Genomic DNA, 15,639 nt, shown 5'->3' on the forward strand with positions numbered 1-15,639 from the left:
TGCCTGCCTAAAAAGACCCCAAATCGACGCTGGCATTTTTGTGGGAGGTGGGTGTGCAGCCCACGGGGTTGCCCTCGGAGGGGGCTCCGCTAGTGTGTGCCCAAATCAAGATCAGGACAAAAATTCCATGAAAATGCGCAAAATTGGCCAGAGTGACCTTCTGGTTTCCGAAATTTGTCTCGGCTCTATGACTTGGGGCAGCCAGAACACCCAACAAGAAGGCTTCGATCAGATCGACCGTGCAAAAGAGGTCGGGATCAATTTTATCGATACGGCCGAGATGTATCCGGTGAACCCGGTGAAGAAAGAAACGGCGGGTGACACGGAAACGATTATCGGGAATTACGTCGCCGACCGTGGCGGTCGTGAGGATTGGATCATCGCATCCAAAATCGCTGGCGGCGGGAACATCAATGAGGACGGCATCCATGCGCACAATTTCGAGGCGCGTCTGGATGAGACCCTGAAGCGGCTGCGAACGGACTACGTCGATCTCTTCCAACTGCACTGGCCGAACCGCGGCTCCTATGCGTTCCGCCAAAACTGGAAATTCGATCCGTCGAAACAGCCGTCGAAAGCAGAGATTGAGGACAACATGCGTGGGGTCCTCGAGGTCATGGGCGAGGTCCAGAAAAAGGGCAAAGTGCGCGAGTTCGGGACCTCGAACGAGAGCGCTTGGGGGATGGCACAGTGGCTGCGTCTGGCCACTGAAATGGGTGCGCCGCGGATGCAGTCCATCCAGAACGAATATTCTCTGATGTACCGCTTGTATGATGTCGATCTGTCGGAACTCGCCGTGCATGAAGACATCACGCTGCTCGCATACTCGACCCTCGCTGCCGGTCTGTTGACCGATAAATACAAGGGCGGCACCGTGGTTCCCAAAGGATCGCGCATGGATTTGAATGGGAATTTGGGCGGACGTGTTACTGATCGCGCGTGGCCTGCTGTCGCGGCTTATGTGGAGCTCGCTCAGAAACATGGTCTTGATCCGGCGACAATGGCTGTCGCCTGGACAATGACGCGGCCGTTTGATGTCATGCCGATCATCGGGGCGACTTCGGTGGAGCAACTCGAAAAATCGCTTGATGCGGCTGAGCTCACTCTGTCAGAAGACCTTCTGAAAGAGATTGAAGTGGTGCACCGCGCACATCCGCTTCCATTCTAAGGAAAACCCGCATGAAGCACCTCGGCCTATTCACGATCCTCTGCCTCGGTCTGGCGGCCTGTCAGCCGACAGACGCAGAGCAAGAGGAGGTCGGGGGCTTTTCCTCGCAGATGAGCGTGATGGATTCCCAGCGCGCCGCCTGTGAGGCCCGTGGTGGACGCTGGGGGACGGGCGGCGTTGCGGGATTCATGACCTGCATCGAAACCCCGCGAGACGCAGGGAAATCGTGTGAGCGGTCTACGGATTGTTCGACCAACATGTGTCTCGCTCGGTCCAAATCCTGCTCGCCGATTTCGCCCCTCTTCGGGTGTAACGAAGTGCTCGATGCCGCGGGTCGCCGTGTGACGCTATGCGTGGATTGATTGCGGCTCTGGCCCTTGTCGCGTTGAGCGGATGTCTCTCTCCGACGGCGACCGGGTTCAGAGACCAAGATGTTCCGATGTCCTCAATCGTGACGCTCGACCTGATCCAGTTCTCCGGTCGTTGGTATGAGGTTGAGGCCTTTGTGCCGGACGGAAAATCCTGTGTGATTGGGGCGGTGACTTTCACCCGCCAAAAGAATGGTGATCTCACCGTGACGGAAGGTCCGTGCGCCGATGGAGCGCCGCGCTCCGGTCTTGCGCGGTCGATTGGTCCGGGCCGGTTTGCCTTCGCGGGGGATGAATTGTGGGTGTTGTGGGTTGATGCGACTTACCACACCGCAGTGATCGGGACACCAAGCGGGGCGGCGCATGTGCTTTCGCGTGAGCTGACGCTGCCGCCGGACCGCCAAATTGCGGTTCATGAAATCCTGGCGTGGAATGGCTTCGACGTCTCCAAATTGCGCCCGTCCAGACGTCGCTAGGCACGATCGATCACAGTTTGGCATGAGGGCCTCCCTCAAATTTGACTAGGCGGTCGAAGAAAAGCACCCTATAGGCCAAGGTATGACCATGGAGCGCACATACTTCGAACACGCCAAGAAAGTTCTCATTCTTGGCCTGCCGCTGGCGGGAAGCCAGATCGCGCAGTTTGCTGTGCATATGACCGATGTCATCATGATGGGCTGGTATGGCCTTGATGAGCTTGCAGCGTTGGTGCTCGCGTCCGGTTTCTGGTTTATCCTATTCATCCTGCTCGCGGGCTTTGCGTTCGCAGTGATGCCGCTCGTCGCAACTGCTGCGGGGCGGGGGGATTCCACGATGGTGCGCCGCGCGACGCGGATGGCGATCTGGATTTCGATCTTGGCCGCGATTGTGATCTATCCGATCTTCGGCTTCTCGGATGACATCCTTGTGGCTCTGGGCCAACAGCCCCACATCGCGGCCCAGGCGCGGCCCTATCTGGCGGTGGCGGGGATCGAGATGGTGCCTGCCCTGATCGTCGCTGTGTTCCGGAGCTACTTTTCCGCGCTGGAGCGCACGCGGGTCGTCCTGATTGCCGTGATTGGTGCGGTCATTCTCAATGCGGGCCTCAACTACATTTTCATTTTCGGCAATTTCGGTGCGCCGGAACTCGGGGTTCTCGGGTCTGCGATTGCCTCACTGATCGTCAATTTCGTGATGCTCATCGTGCTCGCGGTCTATGCGGCAAAGGCCACGCCCGAAAACGATCTGTTCCGTAATCCGCTCAAGCCAGACTGGTCCATGTTCGCAACGGTCTTTCGGATGGGCGTGCCGATCGGGATCACGTCACTGTCCGAGGTGGGCCTGTTCAACGCTGCTGCCCTGATGATGGGGTGGATCGGCACTGCCGAACTCGCCGCGCACGGGATCGTTCTGCAACTCACAGCCATCGCGTTTATGACCCAGATCGGGCTGTCTCAGGCGGGCACCATTCGGGCCGGAAACGCAATGGGGCGCGAGGACGAGGCGGATCTTCGCAAGGGGGCCATTGTCGTCGTCGGACTTTCGTTGTGTATGGCCGCGATCTCTTCGGCGCTCTTCCTGCTCTTTCCGGATTTTCTCATCGGGCTGTTCATCGCGCCGGATGAACCCGCGCGGGATGAAGTTCTTGCCATCGGCGGCATGCTGATTGTGATCGCCGCGATGCTCCAGTTTTCGGACGGTGGACAGGTGGTCGCCCTGTCGCTGCTACGCGGGCTGCACGACACAGCCGTGCCGATGTGGCTCGCCGCATTCAGCTACTGGGCGCTCGGGATGCCCGCGTCCTACGTCTTCGGCTTTGTCCTCGATTGGGGCGCAAAGGGCATCTGGATGGGCTTTGTCTTCGGCCTCACAACTGCATGGCTGACGATGAGCTTCCGGTTCTGGAAGTATAAGTCGCGCATCTCGCGGAGCGCTTGATCACGCTCGCGCGCCGCGTTTCAGTCGCGCGCTTTTTTGAGCAGCCGCTCCGACTTTTTCCGCACCAGAACGGTGCGCAAGTCGTGCATGGCAAGAAGAAGATCATCAGTCACGTCCTCTAGCTGATCATCCGTCGCCTTTGACTGCGCCCAGTGTGCGGTGAAGTTCAGGTAATCAATCGCGCGGAAGATATCATCCATGTCACGACGGGCGAGCGTCTCGCGGCGTTCTGCCATCCATTCTGTGATCGCCTTCATTTCCGAGTCCGACAACTCGCGGCCGCCCTGCGGTTTGATCTCGCCGTTCTTGATATTGAGCACAGCGATCTGCTGCATCTCGATCCGGCGCTGCCGATTTTCCGTATCCACGCGAAACACAAAGGCCCCGTTTTCGCGGACACGGAAGTAGAACTCAGGCAGGTCTACGCTCATTTGAGACCCGCGCAGAAGTTTTGGATGCGTGTGCAGGCCTCTTTCAGGGTCTCGTCGGAGGTCGCGTAAGACACGCGGAAGTTCGGCGACAATCCGAAGGCCGCCCCAAAGACGACGGCGACGCCGGTTTCTTCGAGGAGCGCCGTCGCGAAATCTTCGTCGGTCTCGATCTTTGCACCGCCGGCAGAGGTCTTGCCAAGGCACCCTGCGATGTCCGGATAGACGTAGAAGGCCCCCTCCGGCGTCGGGCACTTGATCCCCTCGGCGGCGTTCAGCATCTCGACGACAAGGTTCCGGCGACGCACGAAAGCTTTGTTGTTTTCCGCAATGAAATCATGCGGTCCGTTTAGAGCCTCAACTGCTGCGTATTGGGAAATCGAGCAGGGGTTCGAGGTGGACTGCGACTGCACCTTCCGCATGGCCGCAATTAGTTCGACGGGACCTGCCGCGTAACCGATGCGCCAGCCGGTCATGGCATAGGCTTTGGAAACCCCGTTCACCGTAAGCGTACGGTCATAGAGGCCTGGTTCGATCTCGGCCGGGGTGCAGAATTCAAAGCCGTCAAAGGCGAGGTGCTCATACATGTCATCGGTCATAACCCAGACATGTGGATGCTTCATTAACACGTCTGTGAGCGCCTTGAGTTCGGATTTGGAATAGCCCGCGCCAGTCGGGTTGGACGGCGAGTTGAAGATCAGCCATTTGGTTTTGGGCGTGATCTCTGCCTCGAGCTGTTCCGCCGTGATCTTGAACGCGTTTTCCAGCGTGCCCTCAATGGCCACCGGCGTCCCGCCCGCAAGCAGGACCATGTCAGGATAAGAAACCCAATAGGGCGCCGGGATGATTACTTCGTCACCTGGATTTAGAGTCGCAACCAAGGCGTTGAAGAGAACCTGCTTGCCGCCACTGGATACGGACACTTGTGCAGGCGTGTAATCCAGCCCGTTGTCGCGTTTGAACTTTGCGCAGATGGCTTTCTTGAGTTCCGGAATGCCGTCAACTGCGGTGTATTTGGTTTTGCCCTCTTCAATGGCGCGGATGCCCGCGGCCTTGATGTTCTCCGGCGTGTCGAAATCCGGCTCGCCCGCGCCGAGACCGATGACGTCCTTGCCAGCCGCCTTGAGTTCAGCGGCCTTGTTCGTGACTGCGATGGTCGGAGACGGTTTTACGCGGGAAAGGGTTTCGGACAGAAAAGACATGGGAGGGCTCCGAGAAGAGGGTGTTTGCGGTAGAGATAACGGCAAAGATCGACCGAGGCCAAGACGTCCCTTGCGATAAACGCCTGATGGGTGCAAAAAGCCACCGATCAAAGGGAGTATCGCATGACCGAGACCATCGAAATCCGTCGCAAGCGTCTGAAAATCCGCGCATGGCGCCGTGGGATCAAAGAGATGGATCTTCTGATCGGCGGCTATGCTGACGAACATCTCCCAACGATGACCGAAGAGGAACTCGATGAGTTCGAGCGTCTGATGGACGAACACGATCAGGACTTGCTGTCTTATGCAACGGGCCTCAAGCCGACGCCTGCGCCGATCAAACCGATGCTCGATAAGTTGATTGCGTCCGCTGATCACGCGAGCTGGGGTGTGAAAGGCTAACAGCTTCACGCCAGTTCAAGGCACTTAACGATATCTTCGGATATTTCGCCCAATCTGTCCTCCGACGAACCATTATGCGGAGTGACAGATGAGCATCCATTCAGCATTTCCAGCGCCCGTGGAAAGCCCGTTTATGGTGCAATACCTCGACGCGCTGTCTCTTGTGGAGCGCCTGCACAGGCTTCTTCTTGATGTGATCAAGGACGAGTTTGAGCGGATCGGCGTTCTCGAAATCAATGCCGTTCAGGCCCTGCTACTTTTTAATGTCGGTGAAAACGAGGTGACGGCCGGCGAATTGAAAACGCGCGGCTACTATCAGGGCTCGAATGTCTCCTACAATCTTAAGAAGTTGGTGGAGATGGGCTACATGCACCATCAACGGTGCGAGATCGACCGCCGTTCCGTGCGTGTGAAACTCACGGATAAAGGCGATCTCGTGCGGCGCACCGTGGCGGAACTGTTTTCCCGCCACGCTGAGGGCCTCTTGGCGAAGAATGTCATCAGCACAGAGGGTATCGAGTCGATCAATGCCGCTCTGAAACGGGTCGAGCGCTATTGGACCGACCAGATCCGCTACATCTACTGACGACAGCCTGTGCTCACCAGTGGCCAGTGTTTTCCATCGACGCCCACGGCTCCGCCGGAGCGAGGTTTTCACCTTTTTGAAGCAGTTCAATGGACACGTTATCGGGCGAGCGGACGAAGGCCATGTGCCCGTCTCGCGGCGGACGGTTGATCACGACGCCATTGTCCATGAGCTTTTGACAGAGCGCATAGATGTCTTCGACCTCATAGGCGAGGTGGCCGAAATGGCGGCTGTCTGACGGGAGGCCGTCGTCACCATCCCAGTTGTATGTCAACTCGACAGGGCATTCTTCCTGTCCCTCGGGTGCCATGAATACGAGGCTGAAACGGCCGCCCTCGTTGTCGATCCGGCGGGTTTCCTTGAGGCCAAGCAATTCGTAGAACGCCATCGATTTTTCCAAATCCTTGACGCGGACCATCGTGTGTAAATAGCGCATGTGAGTTTCTCCTCTGTCGCATTTCCTCCCGAGTCTAAAGCAAGGGGGCCTGATTTCAATTCGGACGTCGATGCACCTTTGCGAATCCCCCGTTGCATTCGTATAGATGGAGGATGACCACTATATCTTGGGGGCAGGCATGCATCAGTACCACGAGCAGTTGAAAACCATCTTGGCGCATGGGGTTGATACGACTGACCGCACAGGGACCGGAACCCGCTCCTATTTCGGCTTGCAGGCCCGTTATGACCTCGCTGATGGATTCCCGATGGTCACGACCAAAAAACTCCACCTGCGGTCGATCATCCATGAACTTTTGTGGTTTCTCTCTGGTGACACCAACATCCGCTATCTGAAAGAGAACGGTGTTTCGATCTGGGACGAGTGGGCCGATGAGAATGGCGATCTCGGGCCGGTCTATGGCGCACAATGGCGGAAATGGCCAGGTGGTGAGCGTGGCTCGATTGACCAGATCAAGACACTCTTGAACTCCATAGAGAAAAGCCCCGATTCCCGTCGTCTGATCGTGTCCGCATGGAACCCCGCCGAGGTGGACAACATGGCGCTGCCGCCGTGTCATACGCTATGGCAGGTGAAAATCCTCGGCGGCAAAATGCATCTCCAACTCTATCAACGCTCTGCCGACATGTTCCTCGGCGTGCCGTTCAACATTGCGTCCTATTCTCTTCTGCTCGCCATGCTCGCACAGGTGACTGGCTACGAAGCAGGCACCTTCGTCCACTCCATCGGCGATGCGCATATCTACTCCAACCACATGGAGCAGGTGGATCTGCAACTGTCGCGCACGCCGAAAACCTTGCCGAAACTGCGTCTTAATCCGGACGTGAAAGACCTCTTCGCGTTCACCTATGACGACATCGAAATTCTCGACTACGATCCGGACGGTGCGATCAAAGCGCCTGTCGCTGTCTGAGGGCAAACGATGATTACGCTTATCGCTGCACGCGACCGCAATGGCGCCATTGGCAAAGACAACACAATCCCGTGGGAAGCGCCTGAGGATTTGAAGTTCTTCATGCGCGAAACCATGGGGGGCGCGGTCATCATGGGGCGTCATACGTGGGATAGCCTGCCGTTCAAACCTTTGAAAAACCGCCTGAACATCGTCGTCTCGCGCCAAGGTGTCGACCATGAGCACGTCTTCCCGACCGTTGAGGCAGCGATTGAATTCGCGCAGTCCGAAGGGCGCGCTCGGATATATGCGATGGGGGGCTTTCGCATTTATGAGGCCATGTTGCCACTTGCCGACCGTTTGGTGATCACCGAAGTGGATACAGAGGTGCATGAGCCGGACACATGGTTCCCGACCTTTGACCCGGCGGAGTGGCGAGAGGTCTCACGGATGGTGGTGCGGGACGCCAGCCCGCGCTGTGAAGTTGTGGAATGGGTTCGCTAAGCGGACCTCACTCCTCAATCTCGGAGAGAATGAACTCTGCGATGGCCTTGCCGAGTGTTTCGTGCGCGGCGGCGTCGAAGTGCACGCCATCGGTCTCTGACACGGAAATCACGGAATTCGCATCGAAAACAGCGACGTCGCGAGCCTGGGCCTCAGCACACATGGCGGCCTGAACCGCATCGACCTTTGCTGATGCGCCGACATAAATTTCTTCGAGAACACCCGCGCCTTGTGCACGAGGCGGCAGGATGACAATCGGCTCAAAGCCGCCGTGCCGCGTCTGCATCTCTTCAGAGAGCGCGACGTCGAGGTGGAACCCGAGCGCGGCGGCGATCTCCTCAGGACTTGCCTCGAAGTGCGCTTTGAGATCATTGGTGCCGAGCATGATTGTCAGTGCATCAATCGGCCCGTGGCTTTCGAGCGCGATGAACAGCCCAAGACGGCCATCCATATGCGGTCCCATCTCGGGATCGGGAAAGGCAAAGGTACGACCGGGGAGACCTTCTTCTACGAGATCCCAGCCCAGTTTTTCCGCCATTACGACAGGCCAACGACGGGCGTGTCTCGGGCGATCAGAGGGCCGCGTCTCCATCGGCTGGGTGCCGTGGGTGTTGCTGTCGCCGAAAGTGAGGATCACAGGCATGGGTCTCTCCAAAAAGTAAAGCGGCTCCGAACGTGCGTCCGGAACCGCCGACTTTCAAGAAAAAGATTTCTCAGAGCGCCTGAAGTTCGGTCGCGGACGCGCGGCCATCACGGCCTTCGCGAAGTTCGTAGCCGATTTTCATGTTGTCTGCGAGGCCAGTCATGCCCGCACGTTCTACGGCAGAAATATGTACAAAAACATCTTTTCCGCCCTCGTCAGGGGCGATGAAACCATAACCTTTGGTCGTGTTGAACCATTTGACGGTGCCGGTGGGCATAGTCCGAAGTCTCCTATTTTGTTCGGCCGCTACGTGCGGCAGGTCCGGTGCAGCCAGGTCTTCCAAGTCAGCTAGCTGCTCCGTGAGGAGCAATCGTTCTAGAAAGTCAGCAGTCACACTTTCGAGTTTGCCGCAGTTCGATATAAAGGCAAGCGACAATATCGTAACGCATCTGGACACACCATTTTTTCGGGGAATGTCCATAATTTGCGCCACTTGTGAGGGCAAAATGACCAAAATTTATGGAATCAAAACCTGTGACAGCTGCCGTAAAGCGTCGAAAGCACTCGGTGTTGCGCTGCACGATATTCGCATAGAGCCGCTGTCACGCGCGGAGATTGAGCGATTCCATAGGGAATTTGGCGCAGCTTTGGTGAATACCCGTTCGACGACATGGCGTGGTCTCTCGGAGGCGGAGCGCGACGAAGACCCGATTTCTCTCCTGATGGCGCACCCGACTTTGATGAAACGTCCGGTGATCGAGCGGGACGGCAAACTTTTGCTCGGATGGGGCAAGGATGTTCAGGCTGAATTGCTAGGCTGACAGACCGGGCAGTCGCTTCGCAATCACCCGATCTAAAGAGAACCATCCACCACCTAGCCCCACAATGGATAGGAGGAGGAACATCCAAAGTGCGCGTTGGTCGAGGATCAGGCCGTCTGAGGCGCGATCAAACAAGGCGCCGATTGTGGCCGCGCCAACGCCATGCCCGATGATGTCCGTCAGAGATTGGACGATGACAAAGCCGATCATGCCGAGGGCGGCAAGCCTCGTCGCGAGCCCCAAGAGGATGAGGAGCGGCAGGACAAGTTCTGCGTAGCTACCGGCCATGATCACCGCCCAATGCCAGAGGCCAAAACCGGAAATGTCGTACCCTGCGGCCTCCATCTGTCGCGGAAAGATCTGCGCATAGGCGTTGAAGGTCGGGGTGAAGGGGCCGTCGAGTTTCGTGAGCGCTGACGACCAGAAATAGCGCAGGAGAACAGCGGCGAAGGTCAATCTGGCGAGGAGCGGCAATGCGTGGACGGATGCGCGGGTGATCGGGGCAAACATGTCAGACCTCCTGAATGGCGGTGATTGCCGCGCCGTCGAGAAGGGCGCGGAGAAAAAGTGAGAGATCGAGTTGTTTTGGAGCGGCCTCAATCGCGTGTTCGAGCGCATCTCCTGCCGCCAGCTTCTCCAAAACATTGATGGTTCCGCGCGGAAATGAGGTCGCAACTGGATCAAACGCGCGGCGTGTGATCAGAATGTCCTCTGCTCCTCCCTCCGGCTTTGGCCCGCCAAGGGCGAAGGCGTGGATCGAGGTGATCGGGAAGTCGCTCGACATCCACCGAACACTGGGCGCGAGTTTGACGGCGCGGGTAAAGAGCAGAGGATCGGACAGGTCTCCGGCATCGACAGGCGCGCTATCCGCCGCGTGGTAGCTTTCGCGGAGCGCGTATTCGAGCCGAGCGACGTCGGGTAAATAAGGGACCGGTTGGGCAGGGGCGAAGCCTGCAATGAACTCTGCGAACCCTGCGCCATAGAGCGGAAGCCGGGGGGCGGACGGTGGGTGCGATCTGAGAAATGCGTCGCTTAGTGCGGAGAAGAACTCGTCGCCGACGAGCGATTTGACTGCCGGAAACCCCTGTGCGAGGGCGTCTTTCAAGCCGACGACGATGTTGTTGCGATAGACCGCAAATCGTTTGGTCGCAGGGGCTCCTTCCGGTGTCACGAGGCCTGCAGGGAGGGGCGCGGTCGGGTCCAATGCGGCTTTGATGAAAGTTGCCTGTGTCATGCGGGCACCTTTTCAAGACGCTCGGCCGCGCGGATGACCTCTCCCTCCAGTTCCGGCCATTCGGGGACATCCGTATCCCATTCGATGAGGGTCGGTTTTGGGCCGCCTGTCGCGAGGGTGTAGGTGTAGAGATGCCAGACCGGGTCGACGATTTTCTGCCCGTGGCTGTCAATCAGAAGCGGCGCACCGTTTTCATCTTCGTCCTCGCTGTGCCCGCCGAGGTGTAGCTCTCCGACGGCGTCATGGGGGAAGTGGTCGATATATTCGAACGCGTCGAGCCGGAGGTTTGTTGCTGACACAAAGACGTTGTTGACGTCGAGAAGGAGGCCGCAGCCCGTACGCTTGACGATCTCTCTGAGGAAATCGACCTCGCCATATGTGCTCTCCGCGAAGGCGAGATAGGAGGAGGGATTTTCGAGGAGCATTCGTCGTCCAAGGGTCTCTTGCACGTGGTCGATGTGGTCACAAACGCGGTTCAGCGTGGCGTCCGTATAGGGCAGGGGCAGAAGGTCATTGTAGAAGCCGCCGTCGTGCGTGGACCAAGCGAGGTGTTCGGAAAACGATGCGGGCTCGAGCCAGTCGATCAGGTGCTTAAGGCGCTTCAGATGGTCCGCGTCGAGGTCTCTTTCGCCGCCGATCGAGAGGCCGACCCCATGGACGGAGATCGGTAATTTCTCATAAAGGCTCCGCAATTGCGCGAGAGGGCGTCCACCCGCGCCCATGTAGTTTTCCGCATGGATTTCGACCCATTTGACAGGGGTATTCCCGCTCATAATGTTCGAAAAGTGCGCGGATTTGTATCCGACGCCAACCGCCGTCGGCAGGAATTTGTGTTGGTCCAACATCTTTCTCTCCCTCTTTGAATTGGGTCCGGCATCGTGGGGAGATGCCGGACCAGAGTTTGATTAGCTTTCCATCGGCAGGTCGCGATCGAGGGCTTCGAGAGAGCCCATGCGTTCAGAGCCGTCAGCCATCGCGGGAAGTTCGATGTCCATGCAGGTGCCGGCGGGAACGAGGGTCCATGCGTTGCCTTGGTAGTCGACTTTCGATGTGCCTGCGCAGGTCGTTCCCGGACCTGCCGCACAGCCGTTCTCACCGGCGAGAGCGACGCCGAAGCATTTTTCCTGACCGTCTGCGTGGGCCACGCCAGCGAAAGAAAGTGCAGTTGTCATTGCGCCGAGAAGGGCGAGGGTTTTGGATTGAGTGCTCATGTGTGTGTCTCCGTTTCATGCGTTTCCGCCGTGAGGGGCGGTGACACAACGATGGCAGACAGGTTAGCTCACAGACCATTCACGGGCGCGTCACATGACGCGTGTGTCAGGATTTGAAACATACGATTTTGTGACTTGATCTGGCGTGCGGCGGTGGCGCGGACGGTCGCAAAATATACGATTTTCCGAATGCAAGCGCTGTGATCCGCGAAAACGTGGGTGTTTTTGAGTGATCTCTCTAAAACTGGCGCTGTAACAATTCTCACGCGTGCTCACGCACTCGGTGTAGAGCAAAAGAAAAGCCCCCTGGGCGGGGGCTTTCATATTTCAGATTTTGGCCTGTTTATTTCAGATCTGGCGCGAGAGCGGCGTCTTTCAGCTCAGCCACGATGTCATCAAGTGACATAACTGCGGTCTGTTTTTCGCCGAGACGACGGACAGAGACGGTCTTTTCTTCGACTTCACGCGCGCCAACGGCGAGGATCACCGGCACTTTCGCAAGCGAGTGTTCGCGGACCTTATAGTTGATCTTCTCGTTGCGGGTGTCCGCCTCTGCACGCACACCGGCGGCTTTGAGGGCTGCGACGACCTCATCCGCGTAACCGTCGGCCTCGGAGATAATCGTGGTCACGACCACCTGACGCGGGGCGAGCCAGAAGGGCAGTTTGCCTGCGTGGGACTCGATCAGGATGCCGATGAAGCGTTCAAACGATCCAAGAACCGCGCGGTGCAGCATGACAGGGCGGTGTTTTGCGCCATCCTGGCCGACGAAGTTCGCGTCGAGACGCTCCGGCAGGTTCGGGTCCACCTGAAGCGTGCCGCACTGCCACTCACGGCCAATTGCGTCGGTGAGAACGAACTCAAGCTTCGGTCCGTAGAACGCACCTTCGCCTTCTTGGATTTCATAGTCGTAGCCAGCTGCTTTACACGCGTTGCCGAGCGACTCCTCTGCGTGATCCCAGCTCTCTTCAGTCCCGATCCGTTTTTCCGGACGGGTGGAGAGTTTGATTGACCAGTCGTGGAACCCGAGGTCGGCGTAGATGGCTGCGAGAAATTCGATGAATTTCTTCGTTTCGCTTTCGATGTGCGACTCTTCGCAGAAGATATGCGCGTCATCTTGAGTAAAGCCGCGCACACGCATGATGCCGTGGAGCGCGCCCGACGGTTCATAGCGGTTACAGGAACCGAATTCTGCCATGCGCAGCGGCAGGTCACGGTAGGATTTCAGGCCCTGATTGAAGACCTGCACGTGACACGGGCAGTTCATCGGCTTGAGCGCGTTGACGGTCTTTTCGCGGGCATGGTCTTCGTCCACTTCGACGATGAACATGTTTTCCTGATAGTTGTCCCAGTGACCGGACGCTTCCCAGAGTTTGCGGTTCACGACCTGCGGGGTGTTCACCTCGACATAGCCGTCGCGTTCCTGCTGGCGACGCATGTAGTCCTGCAGCGTGGTGTAGATTTTCCAGCCGTTCGGGTGCCAGAAGATCTGACCCGGGGCCTCTTCCTGCATGTGGAACAGGTCCATTTCTCGGCCGAGTTTACGGTGATCGCGCTTGGCGGCCTCTTCCATCATGGTTTCCCATGCTTTGAGGTCCTTGCGGTTTTTGAACGCAACGCCGTAGATACGCTGAAGCATCGGACGATCGCTGTCGCCGAGCCAGTAGGCACCTGCCACGTGGGTCAGTTTGAACGCATCTGCCGGAAGCTGACCGGTGTGCTGGAGGTGCGGGCCACGGCAAAGGTCCTGCCAGTCGCCGTGCCAGTACATACGGATGTTTTCGCCCTCGGGAATGCGGTTCACGAGTTCGACTTTAAAGCTCTCGCCACGGGACTCGTAATATTCGATGGCTTCGTCGCGGCCCCAAACTTCGGTCTTCACAGCGTCGCGGGCGTTGATGATGTCTTTCATCTTCGCTTCAATCGCGCCGAGGTCTTCGGGCGTGAACGGCTCTGCGCGGTCGAAGTCATAGAACCAGCCGTTGTCACGCACCGGCCCGATGGTCACTTTGACGTCCGGCCAGATTTCCTGAACCGCACGCGCCATGACGTGGGCGAGGTCGTGGCGGATGAGTTCGAGCGCCTGCTCGTCGTCCTGCATCGTGTGGATCGCGACGGTTGCATCGTCTTCGATCGGCCATTGAAGGTCCCAGTGGGCACCGTTCACGGTCGCGGAGATGGCTTTTTTGGAGAGAGACTTGGAAATGCTTTCAGCGACTTCTGCAGGGGTGATACCCTTGTCATAGTCGCGTGCATTGCCGTCGGGGAAAGTGAGAGAGATCTGGGACATCACGGTCCTCCTCGTCAGTTTGGCGCCCACGGAACGCCCGGTTGCGGGTTATGTTTCGCGCCCTATGTCCTTCTTTGGGCGGGGTAAGTCAATGTGAAAGGATCACCATGAGCTGGGTAAATGACGCGTTTCGCCGCCTTTCGGGTGCGAACGGAGACGCGAATGGCCTCACAGAGCACGCGCAGACGGCCGAACCCGCGAATTTCATTCGTCATATCGGCTCACTGTCGATGACCAAATCCGCAGACGGCCTGTTTGATCCGAAGCTCGTATTGTCTTGGCTCATGTCGCATCTGGGCGCGCCTGCAGCCCTGATCGGTTTGTTGGTTCCGATCCGCGAGGCCGGTGCGCTATTGCCGCAACTTTTCACCGCGCCCTACATTCATAGAATGCCGCGTCGGAAATGGGCATGGGCCTTTGCGTGCCTCGGGCAGGGGGCTGCCGCCGCGCTTCTCGTGCTCATCGGACTGACGCTCACTGGATGGGCCGCAGGGATGGCTGCGTGTTTCGCGGTGGCGCTTTTGGCGCTGTCGCGGTCCGTCGCTTCGGTGAGTTACAAAGACATCCTCGGCAAGACCATCGCCAAAACGCGACGCGGGGCCGTCACTGGGACATCCGCCTCGGTTTCCGCGACCATCGTCGTCGTGTTCGCGCTCTTGCTCATGCTCGCACCGGTTGAGCGTTTTGCCTTGGTCATCGGGGCGCTCGCTGTGTCGGCGCTACTTTGGGGCGCGGCGTTCATTCTCTTTTCGACCATTGACGAAGAGGCTGATCCTGGAAAATCCCGTGGTGAAATCTTTACCCAGATGCATTTGCTACGGGAAAAGCCGATGCTGCGTCGCTTTATCTATGCGCGCGGGCTTTTGACCGGAACCGCGCTCGCCCCGCCGTATCTGATCGTGCTCGGTTCGACTGCCGGAAATGGCGCGTTTGAGGCGCTTGGTGCGTCTGTCTTGGCGTCGGCTTTGGCGTCTTTTCTATCGTCCTATGTTTGGGGGCGGCTTGCAGATAAGTCGTCGAAAACCGTGCTCGCGCTCTCTGGGTTCTTTGGCGCGGGGGCTTTGGTGTTGGGCGTTGTGCTCGACTTGCTCGGCCTGTCGTCAACGGCTTGGGCGATCCCGCTGTCTCTCTTCTTTTTGATGATCTGCTATCACGGTGTGCGGCAGGGGCGGTCGACCTACCTCGTAGACCTCGCGCCCGAAGATCAACGCACGGCCTATACGGCGGTCGCGAATACGGTCATCGGAGGTATTCTCCTCTTCTCGGGCGTCATCGGGGCCGCCGCCGCAGTCATCGGTCCGCATGCGTCGCTGGTCGCCTTTGCGGTCCTCGCGTTCTTCGGTGCGTTGGTCGCGCTTCGGCTCGAAGAGGTCGAGACGGGGGTGACACTTTTCGCAATGGAAAAAGACTAAGCGGAGGAAATGCCGTTTTTCTCAGCGGATAGGGCAGCATTTCTGCCTCGAAATTCCCCAAATCACGCGATGATCGCGCTCACGGGTGTCGTTTCTCTTGATCG

20 protein-coding genes are annotated in these 15,639 nt (G+C 58.1%); 10 read left to right on the forward strand and 10 right to left on the reverse strand.

Annotated features, from left to right (window positions below; all coding sequences use genetic code 11):
- Positions 1 to 127 precede the first annotated feature (127 nt).
- The 4 genes from LA304_RS16735 to LA304_RS16750 all read left to right on the forward strand — a co-directional run bounded on the left by LA304_RS16735 (position 128) and on the right by LA304_RS16750 (position 3,453).
- Entirely contained in the window at positions 128 to 1,168 is a 1,041-nt protein-coding gene (locus LA304_RS16735; protein ID WP_224504325.1) for an aldo/keto reductase, read from the forward strand.
- 11 nt (positions 1,169 to 1,179) lie between these two features.
- On the forward strand, positions 1,180 to 1,530 hold the full coding sequence (locus LA304_RS16740; RefSeq protein WP_224504326.1) for a hypothetical protein: 351 nt from the start codon (positions 1,180 to 1,182) through the stop codon (positions 1,528 to 1,530).
- Positions 1,518 to 2,012 (forward strand): lipocalin family protein, encoded by a 495-nt coding sequence (locus LA304_RS16745; RefSeq protein ID WP_224504327.1) that lies wholly within the window; start codon positions 1,518 to 1,520, stop codon positions 2,010 to 2,012. Before LA304_RS16740 ends, LA304_RS16745 begins: the two co-directional genes overlap by 13 nt.
- An 82-nt stretch (positions 2,013 to 2,094) precedes the next feature.
- Complete coding sequence (locus tag LA304_RS16750) at positions 2,095 to 3,453, forward strand: MATE family efflux transporter (RefSeq protein ID WP_224504328.1); 1,359 nt, start codon at positions 2,095 to 2,097, stop codon at positions 3,451 to 3,453.
- Positions 3,454 to 3,473: 20 nt separating this feature from the next.
- Here LA304_RS16750 and LA304_RS16755 read toward each other — a convergent pair whose 3' ends face one another.
- Both LA304_RS16755 and LA304_RS16760 read right to left on the reverse strand, forming a co-directional pair.
- The gene (locus LA304_RS16755; protein WP_224504329.1) at positions 3,474 to 3,884 is read right to left on the reverse strand and encodes a hypothetical protein; all 411 of its coding nucleotides are present in this window, start codon (positions 3,882 to 3,884) and stop codon (positions 3,474 to 3,476) included.
- Positions 3,881 to 5,083 (reverse strand): pyridoxal phosphate-dependent aminotransferase, encoded by a 1,203-nt coding sequence (locus LA304_RS16760; protein WP_224504330.1) that lies wholly within the window; start codon positions 5,081 to 5,083, stop codon positions 3,881 to 3,883. The genes LA304_RS16755 and LA304_RS16760 overlap by 4 nt, the downstream gene beginning before the upstream one ends.
- Before the next feature lie 123 nt (positions 5,084 to 5,206).
- Between LA304_RS16760 and LA304_RS16765 the strand changes: the two genes are divergently transcribed.
- Together LA304_RS16765 and LA304_RS16770 are read left to right on the forward strand one after the other, a co-directional pair.
- The gene (locus LA304_RS16765; RefSeq protein WP_224504331.1) at positions 5,207 to 5,485 is read left to right on the forward strand and encodes a succinate dehydrogenase assembly factor 2; all 279 of its coding nucleotides are present in this window, start codon (positions 5,207 to 5,209) and stop codon (positions 5,483 to 5,485) included.
- Between the two features lie 88 nt (positions 5,486 to 5,573).
- Entirely contained in the window at positions 5,574 to 6,071 is a 498-nt protein-coding gene (locus LA304_RS16770) for a MarR family winged helix-turn-helix transcriptional regulator (RefSeq protein ID WP_224504332.1), read from the forward strand.
- A 13-nt stretch (positions 6,072 to 6,084) separates the two neighbouring features.
- Here LA304_RS16770 and LA304_RS16775 read toward each other — a convergent pair whose 3' ends face one another.
- Positions 6,085 to 6,507 carry a VOC family protein gene (locus LA304_RS16775; protein WP_224504333.1) on the reverse strand — a complete coding sequence of 141 codons (423 nt, stop codon included), beginning with the start codon at positions 6,505 to 6,507 and terminating at the stop codon, positions 6,085 to 6,087.
- A 139-nt stretch (positions 6,508 to 6,646) separates the two neighbouring features.
- On the opposite strand from LA304_RS16775, the gene LA304_RS16780 reads away from it, so the two are divergent.
- Complete coding sequence (locus tag LA304_RS16780) at positions 6,647 to 7,441, forward strand: thymidylate synthase (protein ID WP_224504334.1); 795 nt, start codon at positions 6,647 to 6,649, stop codon at positions 7,439 to 7,441.
- Positions 7,442 to 7,450: 9 nt separating this feature from the next.
- Positions 7,451 to 7,924: a dihydrofolate reductase gene (locus tag LA304_RS16785; protein WP_224504335.1), complete on the forward strand. Its 474-nt coding sequence runs from the start codon at positions 7,451 to 7,453 to the stop codon at positions 7,922 to 7,924.
- A gap of 7 nt (positions 7,925 to 7,931) precedes the next feature.
- Here the strand turns inward: LA304_RS16785 and LA304_RS16790 are convergent, their stop codons facing one another.
- Both LA304_RS16790 and LA304_RS16795 read right to left on the reverse strand, forming a co-directional pair.
- Positions 7,932 to 8,567: a GDSL-type esterase/lipase family protein gene (locus tag LA304_RS16790; RefSeq protein WP_224504336.1), complete on the reverse strand. Its 636-nt coding sequence runs from the start codon at positions 8,565 to 8,567 to the stop codon at positions 7,932 to 7,934.
- A 70-nt stretch (positions 8,568 to 8,637) separates the two neighbouring features.
- Positions 8,638 to 8,844, reverse strand: a complete 207-nt coding sequence (locus LA304_RS16795; protein WP_224504337.1) for a cold-shock protein — start codon at positions 8,842 to 8,844, stop codon at positions 8,638 to 8,640.
- A gap of 229 nt (positions 8,845 to 9,073) precedes the next feature.
- Between LA304_RS16795 and LA304_RS16800 the strand changes: the two genes are divergently transcribed.
- Positions 9,074 to 9,388 carry an arsenate reductase family protein gene (locus LA304_RS16800; RefSeq protein WP_224504338.1) on the forward strand — a complete coding sequence of 105 codons (315 nt, stop codon included), beginning with the start codon at positions 9,074 to 9,076 and terminating at the stop codon, positions 9,386 to 9,388.
- On the opposite strand, the gene LA304_RS16805 is transcribed toward LA304_RS16800, so the two are convergent.
- The 5 genes from LA304_RS16805 to thrS form a co-directional block, all read right to left on the reverse strand.
- A complete protein-coding gene (locus LA304_RS16805) occupies positions 9,380 to 9,898 on the reverse strand; it encodes a DoxX family membrane protein (protein WP_224504339.1) in 519 nt (172 codons plus the stop codon). The two genes, LA304_RS16800 and LA304_RS16805, sit on opposite strands and share 9 nt — an antisense overlap.
- A 1-nt stretch (position 9,899) precedes the next feature.
- Entirely contained in the window at positions 9,900 to 10,622 is a 723-nt protein-coding gene (locus tag LA304_RS16810; RefSeq protein ID WP_224504340.1) for an HvfC/BufC N-terminal domain-containing protein, read from the reverse strand.
- Positions 10,619 to 11,467, reverse strand: a complete 849-nt coding sequence (gene bufB / locus LA304_RS16815) for an MNIO family bufferin maturase (protein ID WP_224504341.1) — start codon at positions 11,465 to 11,467, stop codon at positions 10,619 to 10,621. The genes LA304_RS16810 and bufB overlap by 4 nt, the downstream gene beginning before the upstream one ends.
- Before the next feature lie 60 nt (positions 11,468 to 11,527).
- On the reverse strand, positions 11,528 to 11,833 hold the full coding sequence (locus LA304_RS16820; RefSeq protein ID WP_224504342.1) for a BufA1 family periplasmic bufferin-type metallophore: 306 nt from the start codon (positions 11,831 to 11,833) through the stop codon (positions 11,528 to 11,530).
- Positions 11,834 to 12,176: 343 nt separating this feature from the next.
- On the reverse strand, positions 12,177 to 14,123 hold the full coding sequence (thrS, locus tag LA304_RS16825; protein ID WP_224504343.1) for a threonine--tRNA ligase: 1,947 nt from the start codon (positions 14,121 to 14,123) through the stop codon (positions 12,177 to 12,179).
- Between the two features lie 107 nt (positions 14,124 to 14,230).
- Here thrS and LA304_RS16830 point away from each other — a divergent pair, with 107 nt between their 5' ends.
- Positions 14,231 to 15,535 carry an MFS transporter gene (locus LA304_RS16830; RefSeq protein ID WP_224504344.1) on the forward strand — a complete coding sequence of 435 codons (1,305 nt, stop codon included), beginning with the start codon at positions 14,231 to 14,233 and terminating at the stop codon, positions 15,533 to 15,535.
- Positions 15,536 to 15,639: the final 104 nt, after the last annotated feature.

Source organism: Celeribacter litoreus (assembly GCF_020165855.1).
Taxonomy (GTDB): domain Bacteria; phylum Pseudomonadota; class Alphaproteobacteria; order Rhodobacterales; family Rhodobacteraceae; genus Celeribacter; species Celeribacter litoreus.